The sequence below is a fragment of the Streptomyces sp. NPDC001492 genome, assembly GCF_053597275.1.
Genome location: NZ_JBSFHW010000003.1, coordinates 238,889 through 262,271, shown reverse-complemented (window position 1 = coordinate 262,271; position 23,383 = coordinate 238,889). Strand labels below are relative to the sequence as shown.

Below are 23,383 nucleotides of genomic sequence, written 5' to 3'. Positions count from 1 at the left end.
TCCACAGGCGTTGCGACCAGGCCGCACGTGCCTTGATGATGTTGCGGATTGGTCGCACCTGTTCGGATGTGTGAGGGCTTGATGCTGGAGATCGCAGACAACGGCCGTACGTGGCTCCTCTCGGGGCCGGCCAGCAGTTACGCCGTCCATCTCACCGAGGACGACGAACTGCTGCACCTGCACTGGGGCCCCCGGATCGCGCTCGCCGGCGCCGAGGCACTCGCCGTCCGCCCGCTGCCCGACTACCGGCCCTTCGAGTCCCCGCTCGACGGACGCGAGGAGTACCCGGTGGAGGGCGGCCCCCGCTTCGTGCGGCCCGCCCTGTCCGTGCGCACCGACGAACGGCGCGGCACCGAGTGGCGCTTCGAGACGTACGAGGCGGAGGGCGACCACCTCCGGCTGGGCTTCCGGGACGGTGGGCTGGCGATCACGCTGCACTACCGGATGCGGCACGACGTCGTGGAGCGCTGGGTGAGCCTCGACAACGAGGGGCCCGCCCTGGAGCTGCTGAGGGCCGATTCCGCGACCTGGACACTGCCCGAGCGCGAGGAGTGGCGGCTGTCCCAGCTGCACGGCCGCTGGGCCGCCGAGTCCCGGCTGACCGCCTCACCTCTCACCTATGGTGAGAAGGTCATCGGCAGCCGCCGCGGCCACACCGGCCACCAGCACCTGCCCTGGGTCGCCCTCGACACCGACGCCACCGAGGAGCACGGCGAGGTCTACGGCTGCGCTCTGGGCTGGTCGGGTTCCTGGCGGATCGCGGTGGCGCAACTCCCGGACGCGCGCGTGCAGATCACCGGCGGCGCCGGTTACGACGACTCCGGGCTGCTGCGCCTGGAGCCGGGCGAGTCGTACACCACCCCCGTCTTCGCCGGTCTGTGGAGCGACGGCGGCTTCGGCGGCGCGAGCCGCGCCTGGCACGCCTACCAGCGTGCGTACGTCATCCCGGACGCCGACCAGGACCGGCCGGTGCTGTTCAACTCCTGGGAGGCCACCGAGTTCGACATCTCCGAGGAGCAGCAGGGGGCCCTCGCGCGGCGGGCCGCGGCCATCGGCGTCGAGCTGTTCGTGGTCGACGACGGCTGGTTCGGCAAGCGCACCAGCGACCGCGCGGGACTCGGCGACTGGACGGTCAACCGGGACCGCTTCCCGAAGGGCCTCACGCCTCTCGCGGACTATGTGCACGCCCTCGGCATGCAGTTCGGCATCTGGGTCGAACCCGAGATGGTCAACCCGGACAGCGAGCTCTACCGCGCCCACCCCGACTGGGTGCAGTTCCAACCGGGACGAGAGCGGACGGAATTCCGCAATCAGCTGGTGCTGAACCTGGCCCGCGAGGATGTCCAGGAGTATCTCTGGCAGCAGCTCGACGCGCTCCTGTCCAGTGCCCCCATCGACTATGTGAAGTGGGACTTCAACCGCTGCTTCACCGACGCGGGCTGGCCCGGCGAGTCCTACCCGCAGCGCCTCTGGGTCGATCATGTCCGGGGCCTGTACGCCCTGTTGGACCGGCTGCGGGCGGCCCACCCCGGTGTGGCCTTCGAGTCCTGCTCGGGCGGGGGCGGACGGATCGACCTCGGGATCATGAGCCGTACGGACCAGGTGTGGACCTCCGACAACACCGATCCGCTCGACCGGCTCGCCATCCAGCACGGCTTCAGTCAGATCCACCCGGCGCGGGTGATGGCCGCCTGGGTCACCGACAGCCCGAACACCCAGCTCAACGGCCGGGTCAGCTCACTGCGCTTCCGGTTTGTGAGCTCCATGGCCGGCGTGCTCGGGGTCGGCGGGGACCTCACCCGGTGGACCGAGGAGGAGCTCGCCGAGGCCGGCGAGTGGGTGGCGCTCTACAAGGGGATCCGGCCGCTGGTGCAGCACGGCGACCTCTACCGGCTGCGGCCCCCGCGGGGCGGGCTGAGCGCGGTGCAGTACGTGCGCGGGGACGAGGCGGTCGTCCTCGCCTGGCTTCAGGCGCAGAGCCACGGAGAGCCCGTACCGGCGCTGCGACTGCGGGGGCTCGACCCGACGGCATCGTATGAATGCCCCGAAACGGGCGAAATCCATAGCGGTGCCGTATTGCTGCATCACGGCCTGCGGACCGGATTGCGTGGCGACCTCGACGCGGCAGTTTTCCGTCTGCGGCGCATCTGAGCCTTCTGTCCGGTTTGGCGCTCCTTCTTCCTCTTCATTCCAACTCGCTCCCGCATAGGGGATCCTGGAGCAGGGGCACGTGAGGAGCGTCATATCCGTGACGGTGCGTGGCGCGTCATGTTCACGTAATTCATATGGGCAACAAGGCTGTTTGACGGAGACGATCACCCCGGAATTCACGCAGGGTCACCGCGTTTTCTCTCAAGGGATCAATAAAAACGCATTCACGGGGAACCGGCACTTGTTCCTTTGCGTCGTGGTCGCTTACGTTCGCCACCAATCCGGACGGACGCCCAATCCTGCCGCCGCCCGGTGCCCGCAAAACTCACCCGTGAACGGCAGGAGCGGGGGACCCACAGGTACAACCGCCTGTTCCGGTCTCCGGAACGGCTAGGGGTAAAGCCGCGTCGCATACGCGGCCGGGCATCTCCAGCCCGAACCCGACAGCTCACCTCGCAGGCGCCGGAGAGGAATTCGTCATGCCCGCGAAGGGTAAGCACCGTCGCCCGAAGCCCCAGCGCTTCACTCGTTCCATCGCCGTCGCCGGAACCGGTGGCGCCGCACTCGCTCTCCCGCTCATGGGGGCCACCGGCGCCCATGCCGCCACCACTCAGTCCGCTCCTCGGGCGGTTTCCGAAAAGGCCGCGCAGTCCCTTCCGGCCGCCGAGAAGAAGGCGACCCAGAAGAGTGCCGCCGGCCATGCGGGTGTGCGGACCTATTCGGTGCGGGCCGGCGACTACCTCTCGAAGATCGCCGACGAGCATCATGTCGCCGGCGGCTGGCACAGGCTCTACTCGGACAACCGCAGGGCCGTCGGCGACGACCCGTCGCTGATCCATCCGGGCCTGAAGCTGACGATCGGCCGGAAGGCCGCGAGGGACACCGCCAAGTCGTCGTCCTCGTCCGCCTCGAAGACGTCGTCCTCCAGGGCGACCGCCACCAAGGCCTCCGAGTCCGCACCCACCGGCTTCACCCTCCCGGTGATCGGCGGCACCATCGGCACCGGCTACCACGTGGCCGGCAGCATGTGGTCCAGCGGCTACCACACCGGCGTCGACTTCGTCGTCCCGACCGGCACCTCCATCAAGTCCGTAGGCGCGGGCACGGTCGTCTCCGCGGGCTGGGGCGGTGCCTACGGCAACCAGGTCGTCGTCAGGCTCGCCGACGGCTACTACGCCCAGTACGGCCACATGTCCCAGATCTCCGTCTCGGCCGGCCAGACCGTGACCGAGGGCCAGCAGCTCGGCCTCTCCGGCGCGACCGGCAATGTGACCGGCCCGCACCTGCACTTCGAGATCCGCACCACGCCCGACTACGGCTCCGACGTGGACCCGGTCGCCTACCTCCGCTCGAAGGGCGTCGGCGTCGGCTGACATCCCCCCGCAATCACCTGCCCGACACGCTGCCGAAGGCCGGACCTCGATCCCCGGGTCCGGCCTTCGGTGTGTCCCCGCACCATCGCTGACGCCTCAACAGCCCTGGTAGGAGGGTTATTCCGGGCTTGGTGAACACTTTAGAAGTGGCTTATCTCACCGCGCGTCAACCCTTTCCTACGGTCGCGTAGGTCACATTCGAAGGTGAATCATGGTCGATGTGACAGACGATTCGAAGAGTGACAGCAGATCAGTGATCGGGTCGTACGTTGCGGTGGGGGACAGCTTCACCGAGGGCGTCGGCGACCCCGGCCCCGACGGTGCGTTCGTCGGCTGGGCCGACCGGTTCGCGGTACTTCTCGCGGACCGGCGACCCGAGGGCGACTTCAGTTACGCGAACCTCGCCGTGCGCGGCAAACTGCTCGACCAGATCGTGGAGGACCAGGTACCGCAGGCCGTCGAACTGGCGCCGGACCTGGTCTCCTTCTGTGCGGGCGGCAACGACATCATCCGTCCCGGCACCGACCCCGACGAGGTCGCCGAGCGTTTCGAGCGGGCGGTGGCCAGGCTCACCGAAGTCGCCGGCACCGTCATGGTGACCACCGGCTTCGACACCCGTGGCGTCCCCGTGCTCAAGCACCTGCGCGGCAAGATCGCCACCTACAACGGTCATGTCCGGGCCATCGCCGACCGGTACGGCTGTCCCGTGCTCGACCTGTGGTCCCTGAAGACCGTGCAGGACCGCAGGGCATGGGACGGCGACCGTCTCCACCTCTCACCCGAGGGGCACACGCGCGTGGCGCTGCGCGCCGGGCAGGTCCTCGGTCTCGAGGTGCCGGCCGACCCCGACCAGCCCTGGCCGCCGCTCCCGCCGCGCGGCACCCTCGAGGTGCGACGGGACGACGTGCACTGGGCGCGTGAGTACCTGGTGCCGTGGATCGGCCGACGGCTGCGCGGCGAGTCGTCCGGGGACCATGTCACGGCGAAGGGCGCACTGTCGCCGGACGACATCAAGATGCGGATCGCTTCGGTGGCCTGAGGGCTGCCCGGGGTCGTCCGAATCCGTGCTGGGCGAGGCGCTCCGGATGGCTTGAGAACGGCCCTCGCCGCGACGGGCGGTGAAGCGGCCCGGTGGCACGAGCCCCCGCCGAGTGCGGGGGCTCAGTGCTCCGAAGCCGTCAACATCGCCCGCTCCAGCCCCAGTTCCCGGGCCAGCGCCTCGTCCACCCACTCCTGGGCCCGTGCCCGCGACACCGCACCGGCGTACGAGGTCAGCTGTACGGCGAGCCCGTCCAGCAGGGCGGTCAGCCGCAGAGCCGCGCCGTGCGGGTCCGGGCAGTCGAACTCGCCCGAGGCCACGCCCTCCGCGACGACCTCGGCGATCGCCGCCTTCCACTGTGTGTCGAGGTCGCGCGTGACCTCCCGCAGCGCGGGCTCGCGCAGCGCCGCCGCCCAGCCCTCGATCCACAGCCGCCAGCCCTTGGCCTGGCCCGTCGGCGCGTACCAGCGCACCGCCGACCGCAGCCGCCGCAGCGCCGTCGTACGGCGGCCGAGAAGCCGGCGCAGCTGCGCGAGGTCGTCCTCGGCCGCGAAGGTGAAGGCGGCGGCGACCAGCTTCTCCTTGGTCGAGAAGTGGTACAGCACCAGCGCGTTGCTCACGCCGAGCGCCGAGGCCACGTCGGCGATCCTGACCGCCGCCACACCCCGCGCCTCGATCTGCCCGATGGCGGCCCGCAGCAACTCCTCGCGCCGCTCGGCCACACTCAACCGCACTCTCGCCACGCGGTCACCCTATTCCGTCGCCGCTGACGGCGCCGGGTGAGGTCGTCACTTGGCGGGTTCCGGAGGGTGCGCGCCGCGGCCGTACCCCTGCCCGGCCCGGACCGTCGTCACCGGTACCAGCCGAAGCGTTCCGCGATCACCGGCAGCCGGTCCGCGACGATGGCGTGCGCGGCGGCCCGCGGGGTGGTCCCGTCGGACTCCGCGCGGGCCAGCATCCGCTCGGTCAGGGCGCGCATCGAGCGGCGGGTGTGGGCGAACGCCTCCTCCGCGTCCGCGCCGATGTCGCCGAACAGGGTCCACCACCACCAGGCGTTGGTCCCGGAGTTGACGACCACGTCCGGCAGCACGGTCACCCCGCGCGCGGCCAGCAGCTCCTCCGCCGCGGGCCGTACGGGCATGTTGGCCGCCTCGACGATCCACCGGGCGGTGATCCGCTCCTGGTCGGCGGTGTCGATCGCGTACGAGACCGCCGCGGGCACGAGCACCTCCGCCTCGGCCGACAGCCAGGCGTCGCCGGGCAGTTCACGGTCGCCGGGGCGCAGGACCGCACGGTCCACGGTGCCGTAGGTGTCCCGCGCCGCGAGCAGCGCCTCGACGTCGAGGCCGGCCGGGTTGGCGATGGTGCCCTTGATGTCGGCGACGGCGACGACGGTGAGCCCCGCGCGCGCGAGGAAACGCGCCGTCGCCCCGCCCATCGTGCCCAGCCCCTGCACGGCGACCCGTGTCCCCGTGTACGGCACGCCCGCCCGGTCCAGGGCGGTCAGCGCCGACTCGGCGACCCCGCACCCGCCGACCAGCTCGTCCAGACCGATGCCGTCCACCTCGATCGCGAACGCGTCCGCGAGCCGCCGCCGCGCCGCCGCCTCGTCGTCGAGCAGCGGATACACGGCCTGGACCGACGACACCAGCCCCGCCTCGGCCGCCGCCCGGTCCACCAGGTCCTGGCTGAGACCGAGGTCCTCGCCGGTGGTCCAGAAGCTTTCGACGTACGGCTTCATGGCGCGCAGGTAGCGCACCAGGAGCGCATACGCCCCGGGGTCCCGGGGATCGCAGTCGATGCCGCCCTTGGCACCGCCCAGGGGGACGTAGCGGCCCTCGGGGTTGTAGTGCAGCGCCTCCTTCATGGTCATCCCGCGCGCGAGGCCGGCCACCTCGTCGAGGGTGCAGCCCGCGCGCATGCGCAGTCCGCCGCTGGAGACGCCGCGCACCAGCCGGTCGACGACCAGGAAGCCCTGGCGACCGGTGAGGTGGTCGGTCCAGGCGACCGACATCAGGGGGGCGGTCATGCGGTCTCCTCGCGGATGGTGATCAGGGTGGCGGCGGGCGGTGAAGGCTCCCATTTACTGAATCGGCAGTCAGTATCGGAATCGGGGGCACAGCCTGTCAACGGGCGGATCGATCACCTCGGCGCCGGCAGGGCGACGGGAATGGACGCCGACGGTCCGCGGTTCACCGAGCGGTAGGCAATCCTTGGGCTTTCCTTGGAATGAGCCCGCGGCGCCCCGGACGACCCAGGTGTTGTCGGAGGAGCCGACCATAATGGAATGCCTCGTCGTCTCCACCTGGAGGTACCGTGTCCGGTTTCCGTTCCCTGAGCTCCGGGCTCCGCGCGCTGCAGCCCGCGGGCTTCGGCGCGGACCCGAGCGGTGAGCGCCTGGCGCGCATCCGCAGATCACCGCACTTCAAGGACGGGGTCTTCCAGAATCCCGGAGGCACCGCCCGGACCAGGCCCTCCGGCTCCACGCTGGACTTCGCGAAGGTCTTCTTCGACAAGGACGAGCGACCCCGGCGCGCCCCCAAGGGCACCGTTCCGGTGTACCCCACGACGCTCGCCGACATCGCGAAGCCGCCGGCCACCGGACTGCGGCTGACCTGGATGGGGCACTCCAGCGTGCTCGCCGAGATCGACGGGCGGCGGGTGCTCTTCGACCCCGTGTGGGGCGAGCGCTGCTCCCCGTTCTCCTTCGTCGGCCCCAAGCGGCTGCACCCGGTGCCGCTGCCGATCGCCGCGCTCGGCCCGGTGGACGTCGTCGTCATCTCGCACGACCACTACGACCACCTGGACCTGCCCACCATCAAGGCACTGGCCGGCACGGACACGCTGTTCGCCGTCCCCCTCGGCGTCGGCGCGCACCTCGAACACTGGGGAGTCTCCGCCGACCGGCTGCGCGAGCTGGACTGGCACGAGGCGACCCAGGTCGGCGGCCTCACCCTGACCGCCACCCCGGCCCGCCACTTCTGCGGCCGCGGCCTGCGCAACACCCAGCACACCCTGTGGGCCTCCTGGTGCGTCGCCGGTGACGAGCACCGGATCTTCCACAGCGGCGACACCGGCTACTTCGACGGCTTCAAGGACATCGGCGCCGAGCACGGCCCCTTCGACGCCACGATGATCCAGATCGGCGCCTACTCCGACTTCTGGCCCGACATCCACATGACGCCCGAGGAGGGCATGCGCGCCCACCTCGACCTGCAGGGCGGCGAGCCGCACGGCGTGATGATGCCGATCCACTGGGCCACCTTCAACCTGGCCACACACCCCTGGGCGGAGCCCGGCGAGGGCACGGTCGCGGCCGCCCGCGCCACGGGCTCCCGCGTCGCCCTGCCCCGCCCGGGAGAGCCCTTCGAGCCCACCGCCGAGACCGTTCCCACCGAGCCGTGGTGGCGCGCCGTCGCCCAGGCCCCGGCCGGCGGCCGGCCGACGGCGGACGCGCTGACGAAGGCGGCGATCAAGACGACCGCCGACTCCGGCGTCGAGGCCCAGGCCGAGGCCGACGGCAGGTCCGCGGAGGGCACGGGGGAGCCGGAGACGGTGTCGGCGGGCTGACCTCGGCAGGGGGGTGACCCGCCCCGGCATGCCGGGAGAGGATCCCGGCATGAGCGGTCAGCAGACGGTGACGGTCGGCGTCGACCTCGCGGCGAGTGCACGGCGTACCGCCGTGTGCCGTGTGGTGTGGGCAGCCGACGGTGCCCCGGCGGCGGAGTTCGTCGTGCCGCAGGGGGACGAGGACCTGCTGGCGCTGGTCCGGGCCGCCGACAAGACCGGCCTCGACTGCCCGCTCGGCTGGCCGTCCAGCTTCGTGGACACCGTCCTCGCCCACCACCAGGGCCTACGGCTGCCGCCGGCGGCCCGGTTCGGGGAGCGCACGGACGGCCGTCCGGGCCTGGACGTGCTGCGGTTCCGGCTGACCGACGACCTGACCTGGAAGGCGACGTCGATGCGGCCTCCGCTGTCGGTGTCCACCGATCTGCTGGGCGTCGTGGCGCTGCGTGCGGCCCGCCTCCTGGACGCGCTCGCGGCCACCGGCACCCCGGTGCCCCGGGACGGGTCGGGCCAGGTCGCCGAGGTCTACCCGGCCGCCGCGCTGCGACGGTGGGGCATCCGCCCGGCCCGCAGCTACAAGAGCGCCACGCCCGAGGCGCGCGAGGTCCGCGAGCGCATCCTTCTCACGGTCGAGGAGGGCCTGGGACTGGTCCTGCCCGAGCCCGTGCGCTCCACGTGCGCCGGCAGCCACGACCACCTGGACGCCCTGCTCTGCGCCCTGGTCGCGCGGGCCGTTCTGGTCGGGGACACCCGGTGGCCGGAGACTGCGCAGGAGCGCGCAGCCGCCGGGCAGGAGGGCTGGATCCACCTGCCGGGCAGCGAGCTGGCCGTCCTTCGCTGACGACACCGCCGAGCGAGGAGGCCGGAGCCGGCGTCTCAGCCCTGCGCAGGCCCCTCCACATTGAACGTGGACTGCCCCGCCCCCGCCCTGGTGACGATGATGTCGGCAGGCTCCGCCGACGGATTGCTCTCCCGGTGCACGGCGCCCTTGGGAACGTAGAGGAAGTCGCCGGGACCGGCTTCGACCGTGCGCGAGCCGTCCGGGCCGAACTCCATCCTCAGGGCGCCGGTCAGGACGTAGATCACCGACTCGTGCTCGCCGTGGTGATGCCAGCCGGAGGCCGCCCCGGGTTCGGTGCGGACGAATCCCGACCACATGCCGTCGGTGGCGAACGCCTCCTGCCGGTCCATTCCCGGTGTCGCGGGCCCGGGCCGCCGGTCGCCGGGACGGGCGACGGCAACCTCGTCGTGTGGAGGCTCCATGAGGGCTCCTTCCGTTCGGGCCGTCGAGCAGCGGCCCCTCTCCCCACCAGGCTAGCCAGGGGCCCGGACGAGGCGAACCATGGTGTGATGGCGCCGTGAGCCGCGCCGCAGAAGAATCGAACCGCCGCATGCTGCGGGCCAGGGACGCGATGGACCGCGCCTACGCGCAGCCGCTGGACGTGCCCGCCCTCGCCCGGATCGCCCATGTCTCCCCGGCGCATTTCGCCCGCACCTTCCGCGCCACGTTCGGCGAGACACCGCACCGCTATCTGCAGCGCCGCCGCGTCGAGCGCGCCATGTTCCTGCTCCGGGAGACCGACCGCAGCATCACGGACATCTGCTTCGAGGTCGGCTTCGGCAGCCCGGGCACCTTCAGCCGTACCTTCCGCGACGTCGTCGGCCGCTCGCCCAGGGAGTACCGCAAGCAGGCGGTCGCCCTGGACGTCCCCACCTGCTTCACGATGGCGTGGATGCGGCCCAGCGCCTGACAGACCCCTCGTCGGTCCGAAGGTTCCGTCCCCTCTGCTCGTTCCTCGGCGGACAGAGCAGTTTTGGATAAGTTTTCGCGGGGCCGGGCTCGTAGCGTGATGCTCATGTTCACAGCAATCACGCACTCGCAGATCTACGTCCTCGACCAGGACGAGGCGCTCGACTTCTACGTCGGCAAGCTGGGTCTGGAGGTCAACACCGACGCCGACCTCGGCTTCATGCGCTGGCTCACCATCAACGTCCCCGGCCAGCCCGACCGCGAGGTCCTGCTGGAGCGGCCCGGCCCGCCGCGGCTGTCGGAGGAGACCGCGGAACAGGTGCGCGAGCTGCTCACCAAGGGCGCGACCGGCGGCTTCCTCATCTTCCGGACCGAGGACTGCCGCAAGACGTACGAGACCCTCAAGGCCAAGGGCGTCGAGTTCACCGAGGAGCCCACCAAGCGGCCGTACGGAATCGACTGCGGTCTGAGGGACCCCTTCGGCAACAGCATCCGCTTCACCCAGCCGAAGACGTGAGATCACCTGCACCGCACTCAGCCGGGGCCCCCAACCTCCTATGCTGAACTCTTCGGGGGAGCACGGGAGCAGGGGGCGCCGGTGGGCGAGCCGGCGGCCTGTCGGGCGGGGTGAGCGGACAGGTGGACTACGAGAGCGAGCCCTACGTCCGTCTTGCGTCCTTGCGGCAGTTGCACCAGGTCCTGGCCGACGTGCACACGAGCCGCAGCCTGGCCGACACCCTGCAGACTGTCGCCGACGGCCTGGTCCAGGGCCTCGGATACGGGCTGGGCACCGTCCATCTCGTGCGCCCGGACGGGGATCTCGTCGTCGCCGCCGTGGCGGGGGACCACTCGGGCGACCTGCCGCGAGCGGGCCTGGTCGTGCCCCGGGAGACCTGGGACGGCCGTCTGGACGCGGGTGAGTCACGGGGCGATCTGCGTTTCGTGACGTACGACAAGGGGCGGCTGTTCACCGACGAGGACCTGCCGCAGTACGGCGACGCGCCCCTGCCCCCCTTCCCGGACTCGTGGCACCCCGGTGACCGCCTTTTCGCGCCCATGTACACACCCAACGCGCAGAACGGCTGGGGCGGCGACCTGGTCGGCATACTGTCCGCGGACCGCCCGCTGAACGGACGCCGTCCGGGCTCATGGGGCGACGAGGCGCTGCAGATGTTGGCGTTCCAGGCCGCCATCGCCATCTCCAACACGCGACTGCGCGCCAACATGCAGCGCGCCCAGGTCCGGCTCGAACAGGAACAGCAGGCCCTGCGCGCCAGCGAGGAGAGCTTTCGGCAGGCCTACGAGTACGCGCCCTCCGGCATGGCCATCGCCGAACTGGGGGGCGACCAGCACGGCCGCTTCCTGCGCGCCAACGACGCCTTGTGCCGGATGCTCGGCCGCCCGCTCACCGTGATGCGCCGCTCCTCGTTCACCGACCTCGTACACCCCGAGGACATGGGCACCCTGCTGCGGACGTCCGCCGAGGGCGGACACACGGAGGTACGTCTCAGTCGCCACGACGGCACCTATGTCTGGGTGTCCCTGCGTCACTCGGTGGTCGCGGACACCGTCGACGGCCCCCGCTTCCTGCTCACACACGTCGAGGACATCGAGGAGCGCAGACACCGCGAACTGCAACTCACGCACCGGGCCTCCCACGACCCCCTGACCGGGCTGCCGAACCTGGCCGAACTGCGGACCAGACTGAGGGCACGGCTGTGCGGTGGGACGCCGACGGAGGGCGGCCACCCGCACGTGCTCGCACCGGAGGACGGCGAGGACGACGGGCACCAGGGCCTCGCGGTGCTCTTCTGCGACCTCGACGGGATGGAGGAGGTCAACGAGCGCTTCGGCCACGACACGGGCGACGCGGTCCTCGTCGAGGTCGCCCGACGGCTGGCGCACGCACTGCGCGAGAGCGACACCGTGGCCCGGTACGGGGGCGACGAGTTCGTCGTGCTGGCGGGTGGGCTCAACCCCGCGCAGTGCCGTGCGCTCACGGAGAGCCTCAGATCGGCCGTCACGGCGCCGATGTGGGTCGACGAGCGCATCGTGCGTGTCGGTGCCAGCTTCGGCACTGCCTGGGCGGCCTGCGGGATGTCGGTCGAGGAGATCCTCCGGGCGGCCGACCTGCGGATGTACGAGGACAAGCGGTCGCGGTCGCCGGGGGAGCGCCGCCTGGACGTGCGCGAGATCGTCCCGGTGCGGCGTACCGTTCTCGCGCTCCCCGACCACCCCGTCGACGCCTGGGTCCCGCAGCGTCCGGCCGCGCAGCCGCACATCGTCCGCAGCTGGCCGACGCGAGGAACCGAAACCACCGGACCGGCCAAGGACATCGAGGTCCACTCCGGCGACGAACTCGCCGCGCTCGCGGGCACGGCACACGTCCACCGTCTCGTCTGCCGGGGCGACATCGCCGACCTCGACTTCCTGCGTCACCTGCCCGCGCTGCGCTCCCTGGTGATCGCCGACAACACGGCGATGTCGGTGCTGGACCAGTTGCACGGCTGCGAGAAGCTCCGCTTCCTCACCGTGACCGGCTGCACCTCCCTGACGGACTGGACAGCGGTCGCCGCGACCGGCGTGATGTTCGTCGAGGTCGGCCCGGGCCACGCGATGCACCCGCTGCGGGGACTGGCGCAGGCCCGTCGGCTGCGGGAGCTGACACTGCGCGGGACGCTCGACGAAGACGACCCGGACCTCGTGCGCCTGCGAAGTTCCCTGCCCGAGGTACGGGTGCGGGTCACGGCCTGACCCACTGGCTGAAGAACTGGCGGTAGGTCTGCCCCATCTCCCGCTCCTGATCCGGCGTCAGGGCAGTGAGACGGGTGTGCTCCGCGGTGCCGGACCCGGCCTCGGGCCGGCTGTGCGCGAAGAGGAACAGCAGCTTCGGGAACGCCGCCAGCAGCCGCCGTACCATCTCGGCGTCCGGCTGCACGCCCAGCACGATCGTCACGGGGCCGGACTCCTCCTCCTGCAGGGCCAGCCACGGGTGCAACTCGTCGTCGTCCAGCACATCGAACCGGTCCGCGAGGAAGTCACGGATCTCGGCGATCACGCTGTCCACGAAGTCCATGCCCGGTCGTGGCACGGGGGTGCACATGGGCCAGGGCATGGGCAGTTCGCTGGCGCGCCGCACATACATCTGCGCCGTCGTGGTCCGCCGCGCCGTCAGCAGGGCGACGCGGCCTTCGGCGGCGGTGGCGCACAACTCGCGCAGCTCCTCGGCCGCCGCCGCCGGAACACGGGCGAACGGAACCACCAGGTCGAGGATCTCGCGGCGGTCGTCCTGGTGCCGCAGGGCGGGCAGCAGCCGGTGCAGGGCCTTGCGCATCGCGCAGGCCGCGCCCACCCCCGCCACCGGACGTTCGCTCAACAGGCCTGCGGAGACCACGTAGTTGGTGTGGTCGTGGGCGTAGGCCAGGTGCGCCACGCCCAGTTCGCGGGCGATGGCCGACAGGGTGGCTGCGGAGACGTCCTTGACGCGGTCCGCGACGTGATCGGTCACTCGCGGGTAGGGCAGCGATCCGTACTGTTCCACCAGCGACCGCAGCCGGTCTCCCACTTTCGGGGGCGGGTCGGTGCACTCCGCCCCGGGCCAGTCGACCATGTCGAGCCGGCCGAGGTGAAGGCGCGCCAGCAGGCTCCTGTCGAGATCGGCACGCCGCACGCCGGGCAGCATGACCGGCAGGACGAGGAAGCGTTCGTCCGTCACCTCCCACAGGAACATCGACAGCATCGCCTCTTCGTGGACGTAGGCGGAGGCGAGGGCGTGCGGGGATATCAGGAGCACCGTGCCCTGGCAGCAGCCCAGTTCGCGCATCAGTTTCGTATGCCACTGGTCCCCTGGCCGCAGCACGTCCTGGTCGACGACGGCGTCGCAGCCCAGCTCGTCGAGCAGCGCGACGACCGCGTCCCGGTGGGCCACGCACGCGCAGCCGTGCTCGGCGCACTTGCGCTCACCGGAGCTGTGAGAGACGAAGATTCTCGGACGTGCCATGAACGGGCTCCTGCGGGTGGGGCGTTGACGTTTTGTGCTCAGGTCGCGAGCAGCCGGAACCAGCGCATGCCGTCCGGGTGCAGGGACACGTTCATCCCGTCGAACAGGGCGAAGACGGAACCGCCGACGGCGTTCTGCAGACGAGCGGCCCAGCCCAGGTCGGCCGGCCGGAGCACCGCCTGGGCCGGTGTCGCCGAGACATTGACGAGGCACAGGACCGCGTCGTCCCCGTGACGGCGCACGACGGCCAGCACCGCCGGGGTTCCGACGTCGACCGTCTCGCAGCTGCCCCGGCTCAGCGCGAGGTGGTTGCGGCGCAGTTCCAGAAGGACGGGCAGCCCGTCGGGGCGGTTGGGGTCCTCCTGGCGGAGGACGTTGTCGGGCACGGTCGGACAGCCCGGCAGGGACAGCAGGACCACAGTGGCCAGCCGTCGGAGGGCGGGCGGCACTGTGGGCGGCACCTCGAGACCCCACTGGAACGAGGCCTGGCTCCTGGGGGCGCCCGATGGCGGGAACGTGTCTCTGATCGCACGCCTGAGCAGCGCCATCGCCTCCGTGAGGGCCATGCCACCGGATTCGTTCCGGCTGCGCAGGGCCGAGTCGAGCGTCGCGATCAGCGACGACGCGGGCACCACGTGCGCTCGGCCTGTCCCGCCGGCGGTCGGTGCCTCATTCCACAGGAGCATACGGTCGTCGTAGCCGTCGACCAGGTGGCGAATGTCGTCCAGCAGGGCCGCGGGGGCCTCGGCGGTTCCCGACAACGCCAGTCCGTCCACGTCCTCGTCCAGCCAGCGCCGTACGACGCTCAGGGCGTCGGCGCCGATCGCGGACAGGTCGATACCAAGGACGACGCGGACACCCTGGTCGTGTGCCGCGGCCACATGGATGGCGAACCTCTCGTACTCCCAGGCCAGGGAGCCCTCCAGACGGATGAGCACGCAGTCCACGCCCGGGAGCGCGGTCACGTCGGGCAGCCACCCGACCTGGGACCGGACCAGGACGCAGCCGCGGCCCCAGGCCGGGGTGCTGTCCTCGGGGTCGGCCGCCGGCTCGATGTCCGGGATGACGCGGTAGCCGCGACCGTCCTCCGTGTGGAGTTCCACCGGCCCGCCGTGCCCGACCACGATCCAGCTGCCGTCGATGCAGGCCGAGACCCAGGTGGCACTGAAGCGCAGCCGGGTCTCCCGGGGCCGACGGTCCGGGTCCAGGGGAAATTCCAGCAGCAGGGAATCGTCGCCGACCGCCGCCACCCACTGCTCGTCGTCACTGACCGCCAGACCCGACACCCGCCAGGGGGCGTAGGCGATGACCCGTCGGCTGGGCCCGCCGTCGTCCAGAGTGATCCGGCCATCTTCGAACGCCTGCACGACCCTGTCCGTCCATCTGAGCCGGGCCACCGTGCCGAGCCGATCGCTCAGCCTTCGCGGGACGCCGGAGGCCGATCCGGAGCCGGGCGCCAGCACCTGCTGCTGTTCCTCGCCGTCCTGGACGTACGACACCTGACTGCCGTCCTCGGACAGGGCCACGCTCTCGCGGGCGCCCTCCGGCCCGTCAGCCGGGATGTGTCCGTTCTCCGCGCCGTCCGCGTCGTGCAGCACGATCGTGCCGTCAGGCAGCAGGACGGCGCAGTGCGCCGCGCCCGGGCCCGTGCCGAGGTGGTCGCAGACCGCGACGTCCAGAGCCGTGCCCGGGTGGCTGAGGCTCATCCGCACGTCGCCCTCGGGGCCGATCCGCTGGACCACCGTGAACGGCAGATGGGTGCTCCGGTCGGCCGGGAGGTCCAGACGGACCGGCTCGGACGTGTGGGCCAGTGTGTTGCGTACGTCGACACGGACCTTGTGCCGGGTTCCCCGGGCCCGCACAATCCGGCTGCCGGCGGTCGGCGGCCTGCTCAGGACGACGCCGTCCGACCGGACGGTCACGCCGACGAGAATGCTGTGCTGCACGCGCGCGCGTGCCCGCGCCGTCACCGTGACCGGGCGCCCGACCGGATCGTCGGGCGGTTCGAGGCCGAGGCGCTCGCAGGAAGCGACCTGGATGCCCCATACGTCGTCCCGCCTCAGCAGATGCCCGGGCAGCCGGTGCGCGTAGTGCAGCGCCCAGCGCCCCGCGTCGTCGGCGACCTCGGCGGAGACGTCCTGTCCCGACACGGTCCTCAGAACGTGGTGGGCCCGGCGCGCCACCTGCGTTTCCTCGGCCCCGGCGAGGTCGAGGCCCGACCACAGCAGGTCCTCGTACAGCCGGACGACGAGGGGGGCGTGTGCGTGCTCGGCGGCGGTGAAGGCGTGTATCTCCCTGAGCAACGACGGTGCGGTGCGGGCGAGTTCCGTGCGCAGATGCTCGGCCGCCTCGGGATCCAGCAGCAGGGCCTGTCGGCCGGCCGCCTCCACCAGGGGCGAGAACCACAGCTCGGCCTCGAGGCCGGCCGTCGTCCGTGGCAGGAACCGCAGCCGGGCCCGCCGCAGGAAGCCGCGGTCCACGCTCACGGCCAGCGACAGGCATCCGGCCAGTTCCACGACCTGGGGCTGATGCTTCGTCAACTCTTCGACAATGGTGGGCAGATAGGTCACAGCCGCTCTTCCAGCAGCCGGTGGACCGTCCGTGTCGCCTCCCGCGCGTAGCGCAGCGAGATGCGGCGGTCGAACGGGATCAGGGCCACCCTGCCGCGCAGCGACGGCGGATATACGGCGGCGGGGAACGGCGTCAGGACCACGGGGGGACACCCGCAGCGCAGCACACCGTCGACAAAGGCAGGCCACTCGTCCGGCCGGGCCGCCGCACCGTTCGTGAACGGGGGGCTGATCCTGCCGAGGTCCGACACGAGGACGACGGGAGTCCCCGGCGCGGGCGGCCGGTAGGGCTCCGGCGCGGAGCGCGCGGCACGCACCACCCCTCGCAGCGGGGAGCCGGTGAAGCGCAGCACCTCGACCCGGTCCCGTCCGGCCACGCTCTCCAACAGCGCGCGCAGCCACTGCCGGTCGTCCTGGAAGGGAGCCATGCCCTGGCCGTGGTCCAGCAGGAGCTGGACCCCGCGGCGGGTACTGGGGCGGCGCTGCCACGGCACGCTCCGCAGCACCTGCTGGCGGGACACCTTGCGCAGCAGGGCCCGCTGGTCGAGGCGGCGGCTCGCGACGGGTGCGGACACGGCGGCGACCATCACCCCACGCGCCCACTCGGGGCTCCAGGGCGGCTCGGGGGCCGACAGGTGGTGCGACCCTCGCGTGTCCTCGTCGGGCAGGTCCGCCATGACGTGCTCGTCCGGTGCCGAGTACGCCGCTCGCTCGTCGGCGGACGGCAGCCGAGTGCGGGCCAGAGTGAAGTCCAGGGGGAGTGCGGCCGGCCTCGGGGCGGTATGCGGCAGTCCCGGGAGGGCGGACGGCAGGGCCCGGGGAGCGTCGCGGCGTGCTGTGGCGGTCGGATGCAGGGGTCCGCGGTCGCGGTCAGGCCTGTCGTGGCCGGCGAGCGCAGTCGGGGACGGTGCCGGCCGCGATTCCTCCGCGCCCGGCGCGAGCGGGACGGCGGAGACCGCGCCGGGCGCGGCCGGGAGAACCGGCAGGTCCGTTTCGACCTGTGAGAGGTGCAGCAGCTCGGCCACGGCGGCCTCGGTCGCCGGGTCCCGGGGCCGAAGCAGCACCATCGCCTTCACGAGGTCGCCGAGGAAGACCTCGCCGCGCACACTCATGCCGTACGTCCCGATGTGTGGCGCCACTCCCGCTTCCGCAGCGTGACCGCCTCCAGTACGTCCCACTCGCGCGTCCCCGGCGTCACCTGCAGCCGGTGGCTGGCCTTGAGGGCGTCCAGGTACTCGGCGGTGCTCGGCCCCGCCGAGTCGTCGGCGTCCTGGCCGCGGATGCCGAGCAGGTGGTCGGCGATCAGGTCGGCCAGCCCCTCGTCGTAATGGGCCCCCAAGTGCTGCTCCGCCACGCGTAAGAGGTGCGTCTTGGACGGGGAGGCCAGCTCGAAGACGATGCACCGGCGCAGGAAGGGGCGCGGTAGTTCCCGCTCGTCGTTCGTGGTGATGACAACGAGGGGGGCGTGCTCGTCGGCTACCGTGACCTGCTCGGTGTCGTCCCAGGGGAGGGAGAAGGACAGCGAACCGAGCGGGCCCAGAAGGCTGTTGGGCAGATCGGGGTCGGCCTTGTCGATCTCGTCGATGAGCACCACGCACCGGTGCCCGGCCGAACCCTCTTCGAAGGCCCGCCACAGCGGCCCCGGCTCGTAGTACTCCTTCATCTCGCCCAGGGCGTTCGCCTGGGCGTCGTTGAGGCGCTTCATCGCGTCGAACCGCCACAGGAGATCCTCGGGTTCGGTGCGGGCCGTCACGACGTGGGCGTGGAAGCCCCAGCCGAGCGCACGCGCCACGTTGGGCGCCAGCGAGGACTTGCCCGACCCCGGCGGACCGAACAGCAGCAGCGGACGTCCCGTCTTGAGCGCGACGTTGACCGCGAGCACCAGGTGCTCGTCGTCGAAGACGTACACCTCCCCGTCCGCCGCATAGCCGGACACCGACGTCCCCTCCAGGCGGCGGCCGTCGGCCGCGGAGGCATGGGCGACGGGATCGAACTCCTTCTCGTACTGGAGCACGCTTCCTCCGGGATCGGTACAACTGGGACTGGAACGAGGCGACTTCGGCGGACGGGAGTCGATCACCATTCTGTACCCGTCCGGTCGCGCAGCGGATCGATCGGCCGGAATCGCACCGCGAACCGATGCGCTGAAGCCGGCTTCCCGGTCGCAGACGGTCACGGTCGGTCGTGAGGGGACAGCCGCCGGAGGGTGGTCCGGAGAGTGCCCGACCGGTCGGCGCGGAGCCCGCGAAGCGCGATCCGGTCGTCAGGTCCGGCTGTCGAAGAGCTGGTGCACCCGAGATCGGTCTTTCGATTGAAACCACTATTGACCAGCCCTGATCGTTCCGTTGCTCAACGGGATCACACCACTGCTGGGTTTATCGGTCTGTCGTACGAACCCTCATACCAGAGCGGGACGCTGTGCGTGGGACTTTGTCAACTGCCCACCGCACATGATGCGTTGGCGACTACTGTGAGTGTCCATCGGGCGACGCATGCCCGAACCGCGCAGCACGCGCCCCAGGCACCGACGGATCAGTACGACGAGGACACCGATGTCTCACCTTCGCGCACCGGCCGCACGCGCAGACCGCCGCGAGGGCGGGCGGCACGGACGGCCGGTTGCCCGTCCCGTCCCCTCGCTGCCCGAGACACGCATACGGCCCCAACTACTGCGGCTCGCCGTGCTGCCGCCGATCGCGGTCGCCCTCAGCGCGAGCGCGGCCGTCCTGTTCACCGTCCGTACCACCGGAGCACGGCCCAGCCTCACGCTGTGGGGGGTGCTGGCCGGTGCCGCCGCGGTGGCGCTCGCAGGGATCCTGATCGCCTCCGTCGCCGCCGACCGCACCGCCCGGTCGGTGAGCGACCGCCTCGGCGCCCTGCGCCGCATCAGCGGCCGCGGCGAGGCCGACCTGCGCGCCCTCGTCGACTCGCTGCGCCGCGGCGACACCCCGCCCCCGCGCAAGCCCCGCGGCGCCCCCGCGGACGATGCCGACGACTTCGAGCTGCTCGCCGCCGATCTGACCCGCGCGCACGACGGCGCCGTCACCGCCGTCGTCCAGGCCGCCCAGCTCTCCAGCCAGGCAGGCAGCGAACAGAAGCTCGAGGTCTTCGTGAACCTCGCCCGGCGCCTGCAGTCCCTGGTGCACCGGGAGATCTCCATCCTCGACGAGCTGGAGAACGAGATCGAGGATCCCGACCTGCTCAAGGGCCTCTTCCACGTGGACCACCTCGCCACCCGGATCCGCCGGCACGCCGAGAACCTCGCCGTCCTCGGCGGCGCCGTCTCCCGCCGGCAGTGGAGCAACCCCGTCTCCATGACCGAGGTGCTGCGCTCCGCCATCGCCGAGGTCGAGCAGTACTCCCGGGTCAAGCTGGTGCCGCCGATCGACGGCACCCTGCGCGGCCACGCCGTCGCCGACGTCATCCACCTGCTGGCCGAACTCGTCGAGAACGCCACGGTGTTCTCCGCCCCGCACACCCAGGTCCTGCTGCGCGCCAACCTCGTCACCTCGGGACTCGCCGTCGAGGTGGAGGACCGCGGTCTCGGCATGCCGGTCGGCGAGCAGAAGAAGATGAACGCCCTGCTCGCCGACCCCGACCAGGTCAATGTGGCCAGCCTGCTCGCGGACGGCCGCATCGGACTGTTCGTGGTCTCGCAGCTCGCCCGGCGGCACGGCATCAACGTCCGGCTGCAGACCAACATCTACGGCGGGGTGCAGGCCGTGCTCGTCGTACCGCAGGGGCTGCTGGGCGCGACGCCGGGCGTTCCCGGGGGCGCGGCGCAGCCGCACGGTGTCACGGGTGTGACAGGGATGCCCGAGCCGTCCGCCCCGCCGCGCTCCCAGCCGCAGCCGCAGGCGGCGCCGGGTCCCCGACCCGAGACCGCCGGGCGTCGCGTCACGCCCCCGCCGCCCGCGCAGCCCACGACCGCCGCCCCGAACGGCAATCCGCTGGGCGGCAGCACCGGGGCCGGCGGCGGAGCGGCGCCGCTCCCGGTGCGCGGGGCCCACGAGGAGCGGGCCAATCCCGCGGAGGCCGTGCCCGGCATCCGGCCCGACGACCGACGGCTCGTCGAGGAGAACGCGGCCACTCCGCCCACGCCCCGCGCCGGCACCGTCCGCGGCACCATGGGCAAGCCGCAACTGCCACGCCGCCGCGCCCAGGAGCACATCGCGCCCCAGCTGCGGGACGGCCCGGCGCCGCGCCAGGAGTCGGAGTACCTCGCCGGCCACGACCCGGGCCTGATGGCCGCCTTCCAGCGCGGCATCGGCCTGGCGGAGGCCCAGCAGAGCCTCGAGTCGGAACGCTCCGAGTACGCGGAGCACTCGGAGTACTCATCGGAGTACACAGGCGCCGTACGCACGGCCTCACCGGCGCACCTGGAGCCGGACCACATGTCCTCGCCACACATGGATGCGTCACACATGGATGCGTCACACGTGGAGTCGGCGCACATGGAATCGGCGCGCACTGAGGCTTCCTACCCGGCCGCCGAGCCCATGGAGCAGACGGGGCGCATCGAGTCGCGCCCCGTCACCGACCCGGCTCGCACCGGGGCCGCATCCCTCCTCCCGAGCTCGCCCCTGGACGTCCTCCACACGGACGTCACCGCCACCACCCCGCCGCCGTCCACTGATCCACCGCACATGGACCCGGCCCACATAGCCGAGGCGCGCCCCGCGTCCGCGCGCGGCGCCGACCGTCCCACCCGGCACGACGGGAGCGCACCAGCCGGATGACCACCTCAGTTCCCACCCCCACCGCTCCCGCAGACCTTCGTACCCCAAGGAGTCGATCCACCATGGCGAGCGATGCGCCCACCGGCCATGTATCCGATCTCGACTGGCTGATGAGCGGCCTCGTGCAGCGCGTACCCCACACGACCAGTGCGGTACTCCTCTCCTGCGACGGGCTCGTGAAGTCGGTCCACGGCCTCGATCCGGACAGCGCCGACCACATGGCCGCGCTGGCCTCCGGCCTGTACTCCCTCGGCCGCAGCGCCGGGGTCCGCTTCGGCGACGGCGGAGACGTCCGCCAGGTCGTCGTCGAACTCGACTCGACGCTGCTGTTCGTGACCACCGCCGGCTCCGGCACCTGTCTCGCCGTACTGGCCGGCCGCGAGGCCGACGCGGCGGTGCTCGGCTACGAGATGGCGATGCTGGTCAAGAGCGTCCGCCCCTACCTGGTCACCGCGCCCCGGCAGCACGCCGTCGAACCCACGGCGATGAGGCCTTGAGCGTGGCGGCGGTCGGCGACGGGCCCTGGCTCGACGACGCGGCCGGTCGGCTGGTGCGCCCCTTCACGGTCAGCAACGGCCGCACCCGGCCCACCATCGCGCTCGACCTCCTGTCGCACGTGATGGCCACCGGGGCCACCCCCCTCGGCTACCTCGGCCCCGAACACGCGCAGGCGCTCGACCTGTGCCGCGCGCCCGTCTCGGTCGCCGAGGTCGCCGCCCACCTGAAGCTGCCGGCGGTGGTCACCAAGGTGCTGCTGTCGGACCTCGTCGACTGCGGGGCGCTCACCACCAAGCCACCCGAGTTCCACCACAACCCGACTGACCGGGCCCTTCTGGAGGCAGTGCTCGATGGACTACGACGACAGCTCTGATCCCTTCCCCACCGCACTGAAGATCCTGGTGGCGGGCGGGTTCGGAGTCGGCAAGACGACCTTCGTGGGCGCGGTCAGCGAGATCGCGCCGCTCAGCACGGAGGAGCTGCTCACCACGGTCAGCGCCGCGACCGACTCTCTCGACGGGATCGAGAACAAGGTCGAGACGACGGTGGCCATGGACTTCGGCCGCATAACCCTCGACCCGGAACATGTGCTGTACCTGTTCGGCACGCCCGGGCAGGAGCGGTTCTGGTTCATGTGGGACGAACTCTCCGAGGGCGCGCTCGGCGCGGTGATCCTCGCCGACACCCGCCGTCTGGAGGAGTGCTTCGCGGCCGTGGACTTCTTCGAGCAGCGCGGTCTCGGCTTCATCGTCGCGATCAACGAGTTCGACGGCTCGTACCGCTACGACCCCGAGGAGGTCCGCGCCGCCATCGACCTCGACCCGGCGATCCCCGTCGTGCGCTGCGACGCCCGGATCTCCAGCTCGGGAGTGCAGACCCTGCTGACCCTCGTACGGCACCTCATCGCCCACGCCCCGGCCCATGCGCCGAGCCACGGCGCCCACATGTGATCCCCGCACACCGCCACGGAGCCCGTATATGCCCTGCGTCCACAGTGACGGAGCCCGCTCATGAGGTACGACCCGTCGCGCCCGGCCGGTCGTCTGCTGCTCACCCCCGAGGACAAGGAGGCCCCCGCCCGGGCCCGGCGCCTCGGTCAACTGGGCCTCGCAGAACACCCGGACCCCGCCCTCGACGCCTACGCGGACCACCTCGCCGAGCTCACCGGGACGCCGTACGCCATGGTCAACTTCATCGACGAGAACCGGCAGTTCTTCGCGGGCCTGCACCTCTCGGACGTGGCTCGGCCCGTGGTGAAGGCGGACGGCAGCACGCCCGTCCTGGGCCGCGAACTGGCCCGCGACCACGGCTTCTGCCCCCATGTGGTGGTCCGGCGCAAGGCGCTGGTCCTGGAGGACGTCTGCGACTACCCGCGGTTCGCGGGCAACCCGGTGGTCGACGAGTTCGGCATCCGCTCCTATCTGGGCGCGCCGCTGATCGACAGTACGGGGATGGTGCTCGGCACCGTGTGCGTCGTCGACGTGGAGCCGCGCCCCTGGGGCAGGCCCGGCCTGGAGACCATCAAGTCGACGGCGGCCGACCTGGTCGCCCGGCTGGAGCGACGGGAGGCGGACGGGCTCCCGCTGCTGTGACGGCGGGCACGGCCGGCCACTGGGCGACCGGTTCGGCGGCTCTTCGACGAGACTGTGCCGCGCAGCGGCTTTCCGGGGTGCGGAGAACCGCGCGACCAGCCACG

19 protein-coding genes, 1 pseudogene and 1 riboswitch are annotated in these 23,383 nt (G+C 71.7%); of the genes and pseudogenes, 13 read left to right on the top strand and 7 right to left on the bottom strand.

Annotated features, from left to right (window positions below):
• The first annotated feature begins 81 nt into the window (after window positions 1–81).
• The 3 genes from ACWC1K_RS05340 (at window position 82) to ACWC1K_RS05330 (ending at window position 4,563) form a co-directional block, all read left to right on the top strand.
• Window positions 82–2,151, top strand: coding sequence for an alpha-galactosidase (locus ACWC1K_RS05340; RefSeq protein WP_450828910.1), 2,070 nt, complete (start codon window positions 82–84; stop codon window positions 2,149–2,151).
• A gap of 316 nt (window positions 2,152–2,467) precedes the next feature.
• A riboswitch (cyclic di-AMP (ydaO/yuaA leader) is annotated at window positions 2,468–2,626 on the top strand.
• Between the two features lie 4 nt (window positions 2,627–2,630).
• Window positions 2,631–3,524: a M23 family metallopeptidase gene (locus ACWC1K_RS05335; RefSeq protein ID WP_450828909.1), complete on the top strand. Its 894-nt coding sequence runs from the start codon at window positions 2,631–2,633 to the stop codon at window positions 3,522–3,524.
• Between the two features lie 253 nt (window positions 3,525–3,777).
• The gene (locus ACWC1K_RS05330; RefSeq protein ID WP_450829040.1) at window positions 3,778–4,563 is read left to right on the top strand and encodes an SGNH/GDSL hydrolase family protein; all 786 of its coding nucleotides are present in this window, start codon (window positions 3,778–3,780) and stop codon (window positions 4,561–4,563) included.
• 122 nt (window positions 4,564–4,685) lie between these two features.
• Here ACWC1K_RS05330 and ACWC1K_RS05325 read toward each other — a convergent pair whose 3' ends face one another.
• Window positions 4,686–5,306, bottom strand: coding sequence for a TetR/AcrR family transcriptional regulator (locus tag ACWC1K_RS05325; protein ID WP_450828908.1), 621 nt, complete (start codon window positions 5,304–5,306; stop codon window positions 4,686–4,688).
• Window positions 5,307–5,413: 107 nt separating this feature from the next.
• Window positions 5,414–6,592, bottom strand: coding sequence for a Glu/Leu/Phe/Val dehydrogenase dimerization domain-containing protein (locus ACWC1K_RS05320; RefSeq protein ID WP_450828907.1), 1,179 nt, complete (start codon window positions 6,590–6,592; stop codon window positions 5,414–5,416).
• 287 nt (window positions 6,593–6,879) lie between these two features.
• On the opposite strand from ACWC1K_RS05320, the gene ACWC1K_RS05315 reads away from it, so the two are divergent.
• Window positions 6,880–8,133 (top strand): MBL fold metallo-hydrolase, encoded by a 1,254-nt coding sequence (locus tag ACWC1K_RS05315; RefSeq protein WP_450828906.1) that lies wholly within the window; start codon window positions 6,880–6,882, stop codon window positions 8,131–8,133.
• 49 nt (window positions 8,134–8,182) lie between these two features.
• Window positions 8,183–8,971, top strand: a complete 789-nt coding sequence (locus tag ACWC1K_RS05310) for a DUF429 domain-containing protein (protein ID WP_450828905.1) — start codon at window positions 8,183–8,185, stop codon at window positions 8,969–8,971.
• A 35-nt stretch (window positions 8,972–9,006) separates the two neighbouring features.
• Here the strand turns inward: ACWC1K_RS05310 and ACWC1K_RS05305 are convergent, their stop codons facing one another.
• Entirely contained in the window at window positions 9,007–9,393 is a 387-nt protein-coding gene (locus ACWC1K_RS05305) for a cupin domain-containing protein (RefSeq protein WP_450828904.1), read from the bottom strand.
• A gap of 95 nt (window positions 9,394–9,488) precedes the next feature.
• Between ACWC1K_RS05305 and ACWC1K_RS05300 the strand changes: the two genes are divergently transcribed.
• The 3 genes and pseudogenes from ACWC1K_RS05300 to ACWC1K_RS05290 form a co-directional block, all read left to right on the top strand.
• Window positions 9,489–9,881: a helix-turn-helix domain-containing protein gene (locus ACWC1K_RS05300; RefSeq protein WP_450828903.1), complete on the top strand. Its 393-nt coding sequence runs from the start codon at window positions 9,489–9,491 to the stop codon at window positions 9,879–9,881.
• A gap of 105 nt (window positions 9,882–9,986) precedes the next feature.
• Complete coding sequence (locus tag ACWC1K_RS05295; protein ID WP_450828902.1) at window positions 9,987–10,397, top strand: VOC family protein; 411 nt, start codon at window positions 9,987–9,989, stop codon at window positions 10,395–10,397.
• 122 nt (window positions 10,398–10,519) lie between these two features.
• A pseudogene (locus ACWC1K_RS05290) lies at window positions 10,520–12,058 on the top strand (diguanylate cyclase domain-containing protein); the annotation flags it as partial.
• 565 nt (window positions 12,059–12,623) lie between these two features.
• On the opposite strand, the gene ACWC1K_RS05285 reads toward ACWC1K_RS05290, so the two are convergent.
• From ACWC1K_RS05285 to ACWC1K_RS05270, 4 genes are read right to left on the bottom strand one after another with little or no spacing between them, the layout of a single operon-like run.
• The gene (locus ACWC1K_RS05285) at window positions 12,624–13,880 is read right to left on the bottom strand and encodes a toll/interleukin-1 receptor domain-containing protein (protein ID WP_450828901.1); all 1,257 of its coding nucleotides are present in this window, start codon (window positions 13,878–13,880) and stop codon (window positions 12,624–12,626) included.
• A gap of 38 nt (window positions 13,881–13,918) precedes the next feature.
• Window positions 13,919–16,420 carry a DUF3459 domain-containing protein gene (locus ACWC1K_RS05280; protein ID WP_450828900.1) on the bottom strand — a complete coding sequence of 834 codons (2,502 nt, stop codon included), beginning with the start codon at window positions 16,418–16,420 and terminating at the stop codon, window positions 13,919–13,921.
• A 26-nt stretch (window positions 16,421–16,446) separates the two neighbouring features.
• Window positions 16,447–17,562, bottom strand: a complete 1,116-nt coding sequence (locus tag ACWC1K_RS05275; protein ID WP_450828899.1) for a hypothetical protein — start codon at window positions 17,560–17,562, stop codon at window positions 16,447–16,449.
• Entirely contained in the window at window positions 17,559–18,464 is a 906-nt protein-coding gene (locus ACWC1K_RS05270; RefSeq protein WP_450828898.1) for an AAA family ATPase, read from the bottom strand. Before ACWC1K_RS05270 ends, ACWC1K_RS05275 begins: the two co-directional genes overlap by 4 nt.
• 538 nt (window positions 18,465–19,002) lie before the next feature.
• Here ACWC1K_RS05270 and ACWC1K_RS05265 point away from each other — a divergent pair.
• The 5 genes from ACWC1K_RS05265 to ACWC1K_RS05245 all read left to right on the top strand — a co-directional run bounded on the left by ACWC1K_RS05265 (window position 19,003) and on the right by ACWC1K_RS05245 (window position 23,279).
• Entirely contained in the window at window positions 19,003–21,189 is a 2,187-nt protein-coding gene (locus ACWC1K_RS05265; protein ID WP_450828897.1) for a sensor histidine kinase, read from the top strand.
• Between the two features lie 62 nt (window positions 21,190–21,251).
• Complete coding sequence (locus ACWC1K_RS05260; RefSeq protein WP_030936144.1) at window positions 21,252–21,686, top strand: roadblock/LC7 domain-containing protein; 435 nt, start codon at window positions 21,252–21,254, stop codon at window positions 21,684–21,686.
• Between the two features lie 2 nt (window positions 21,687–21,688).
• Complete coding sequence (locus ACWC1K_RS05255) at window positions 21,689–22,060, top strand: DUF742 domain-containing protein (RefSeq protein WP_351469148.1); 372 nt, start codon at window positions 21,689–21,691, stop codon at window positions 22,058–22,060.
• Window positions 22,038–22,637, top strand: a complete 600-nt coding sequence (locus ACWC1K_RS05250) for a GTP-binding protein (RefSeq protein WP_099932743.1) — start codon at window positions 22,038–22,040, stop codon at window positions 22,635–22,637. Before ACWC1K_RS05255 ends, ACWC1K_RS05250 begins: the two co-directional genes overlap by 23 nt.
• A gap of 60 nt (window positions 22,638–22,697) precedes the next feature.
• A complete protein-coding gene (locus ACWC1K_RS05245) occupies window positions 22,698–23,279 on the top strand; it encodes a GAF domain-containing protein (protein ID WP_115910465.1) in 582 nt (193 codons plus the stop codon).
• Window positions 23,280–23,383 lie beyond the last annotated feature (104 nt).

What these genes read in the sequence shown, in the direction of transcription:
- ACWC1K_RS05340 (WP_450828910.1), top strand. Translation starts at nt 82, where the DNA reads ATGCTGGAGATCGCAGACAACGGCCGTACGTGGCTCCTCTCGGGGCCG.
- ACWC1K_RS05335 (WP_450828909.1), top strand. Translation starts at nt 2,631, where the DNA reads ATGCCCGCGAAGGGTAAGCACCGTCGCCCGAAGCCCCAGCGCTTCACT.
- ACWC1K_RS05320 (WP_450828907.1), bottom strand. Translation starts at nt 6,592, where the DNA reads ATGACCGCCCCCCTGATGTCGGTCGCCTGGACCGACCACCTCACCGGT.
- ACWC1K_RS05310 (WP_450828905.1), top strand. Translation starts at nt 8,183, where the DNA reads ATGAGCGGTCAGCAGACGGTGACGGTCGGCGTCGACCTCGCGGCGAGT.
- ACWC1K_RS05305 (WP_450828904.1), bottom strand. Translation starts at nt 9,393, where the DNA reads ATGGAGCCTCCACACGACGAGGTTGCCGTCGCCCGTCCCGGCGACCGG.
- ACWC1K_RS05295 (WP_450828902.1), top strand. Translation starts at nt 9,987, where the DNA reads ATGTTCACAGCAATCACGCACTCGCAGATCTACGTCCTCGACCAGGAC.
- ACWC1K_RS05285 (WP_450828901.1), bottom strand. Translation starts at nt 13,880, where the DNA reads ATGGCACGTCCGAGAATCTTCGTCTCTCACAGCTCCGGTGAGCGCAAG.
- ACWC1K_RS05275 (WP_450828899.1), bottom strand. Translation starts at nt 17,562, where the DNA reads ATGAGTGTGCGCGGCGAGGTCTTCCTCGGCGACCTCGTGAAGGCGATG.
- ACWC1K_RS05265 (WP_450828897.1), top strand. Translation starts at nt 19,003, where the DNA reads ATGTCTCACCTTCGCGCACCGGCCGCACGCGCAGACCGCCGCGAGGGC.
- ACWC1K_RS05260 (WP_030936144.1), top strand. Translation starts at nt 21,252, where the DNA reads ATGGCGAGCGATGCGCCCACCGGCCATGTATCCGATCTCGACTGGCTG.
- ACWC1K_RS05250 (WP_099932743.1), top strand. Translation starts at nt 22,038, where the DNA reads ATGGACTACGACGACAGCTCTGATCCCTTCCCCACCGCACTGAAGATC.
- ACWC1K_RS05245 (WP_115910465.1), top strand. Translation starts at nt 22,698, where the DNA reads ATGAGGTACGACCCGTCGCGCCCGGCCGGTCGTCTGCTGCTCACCCCC.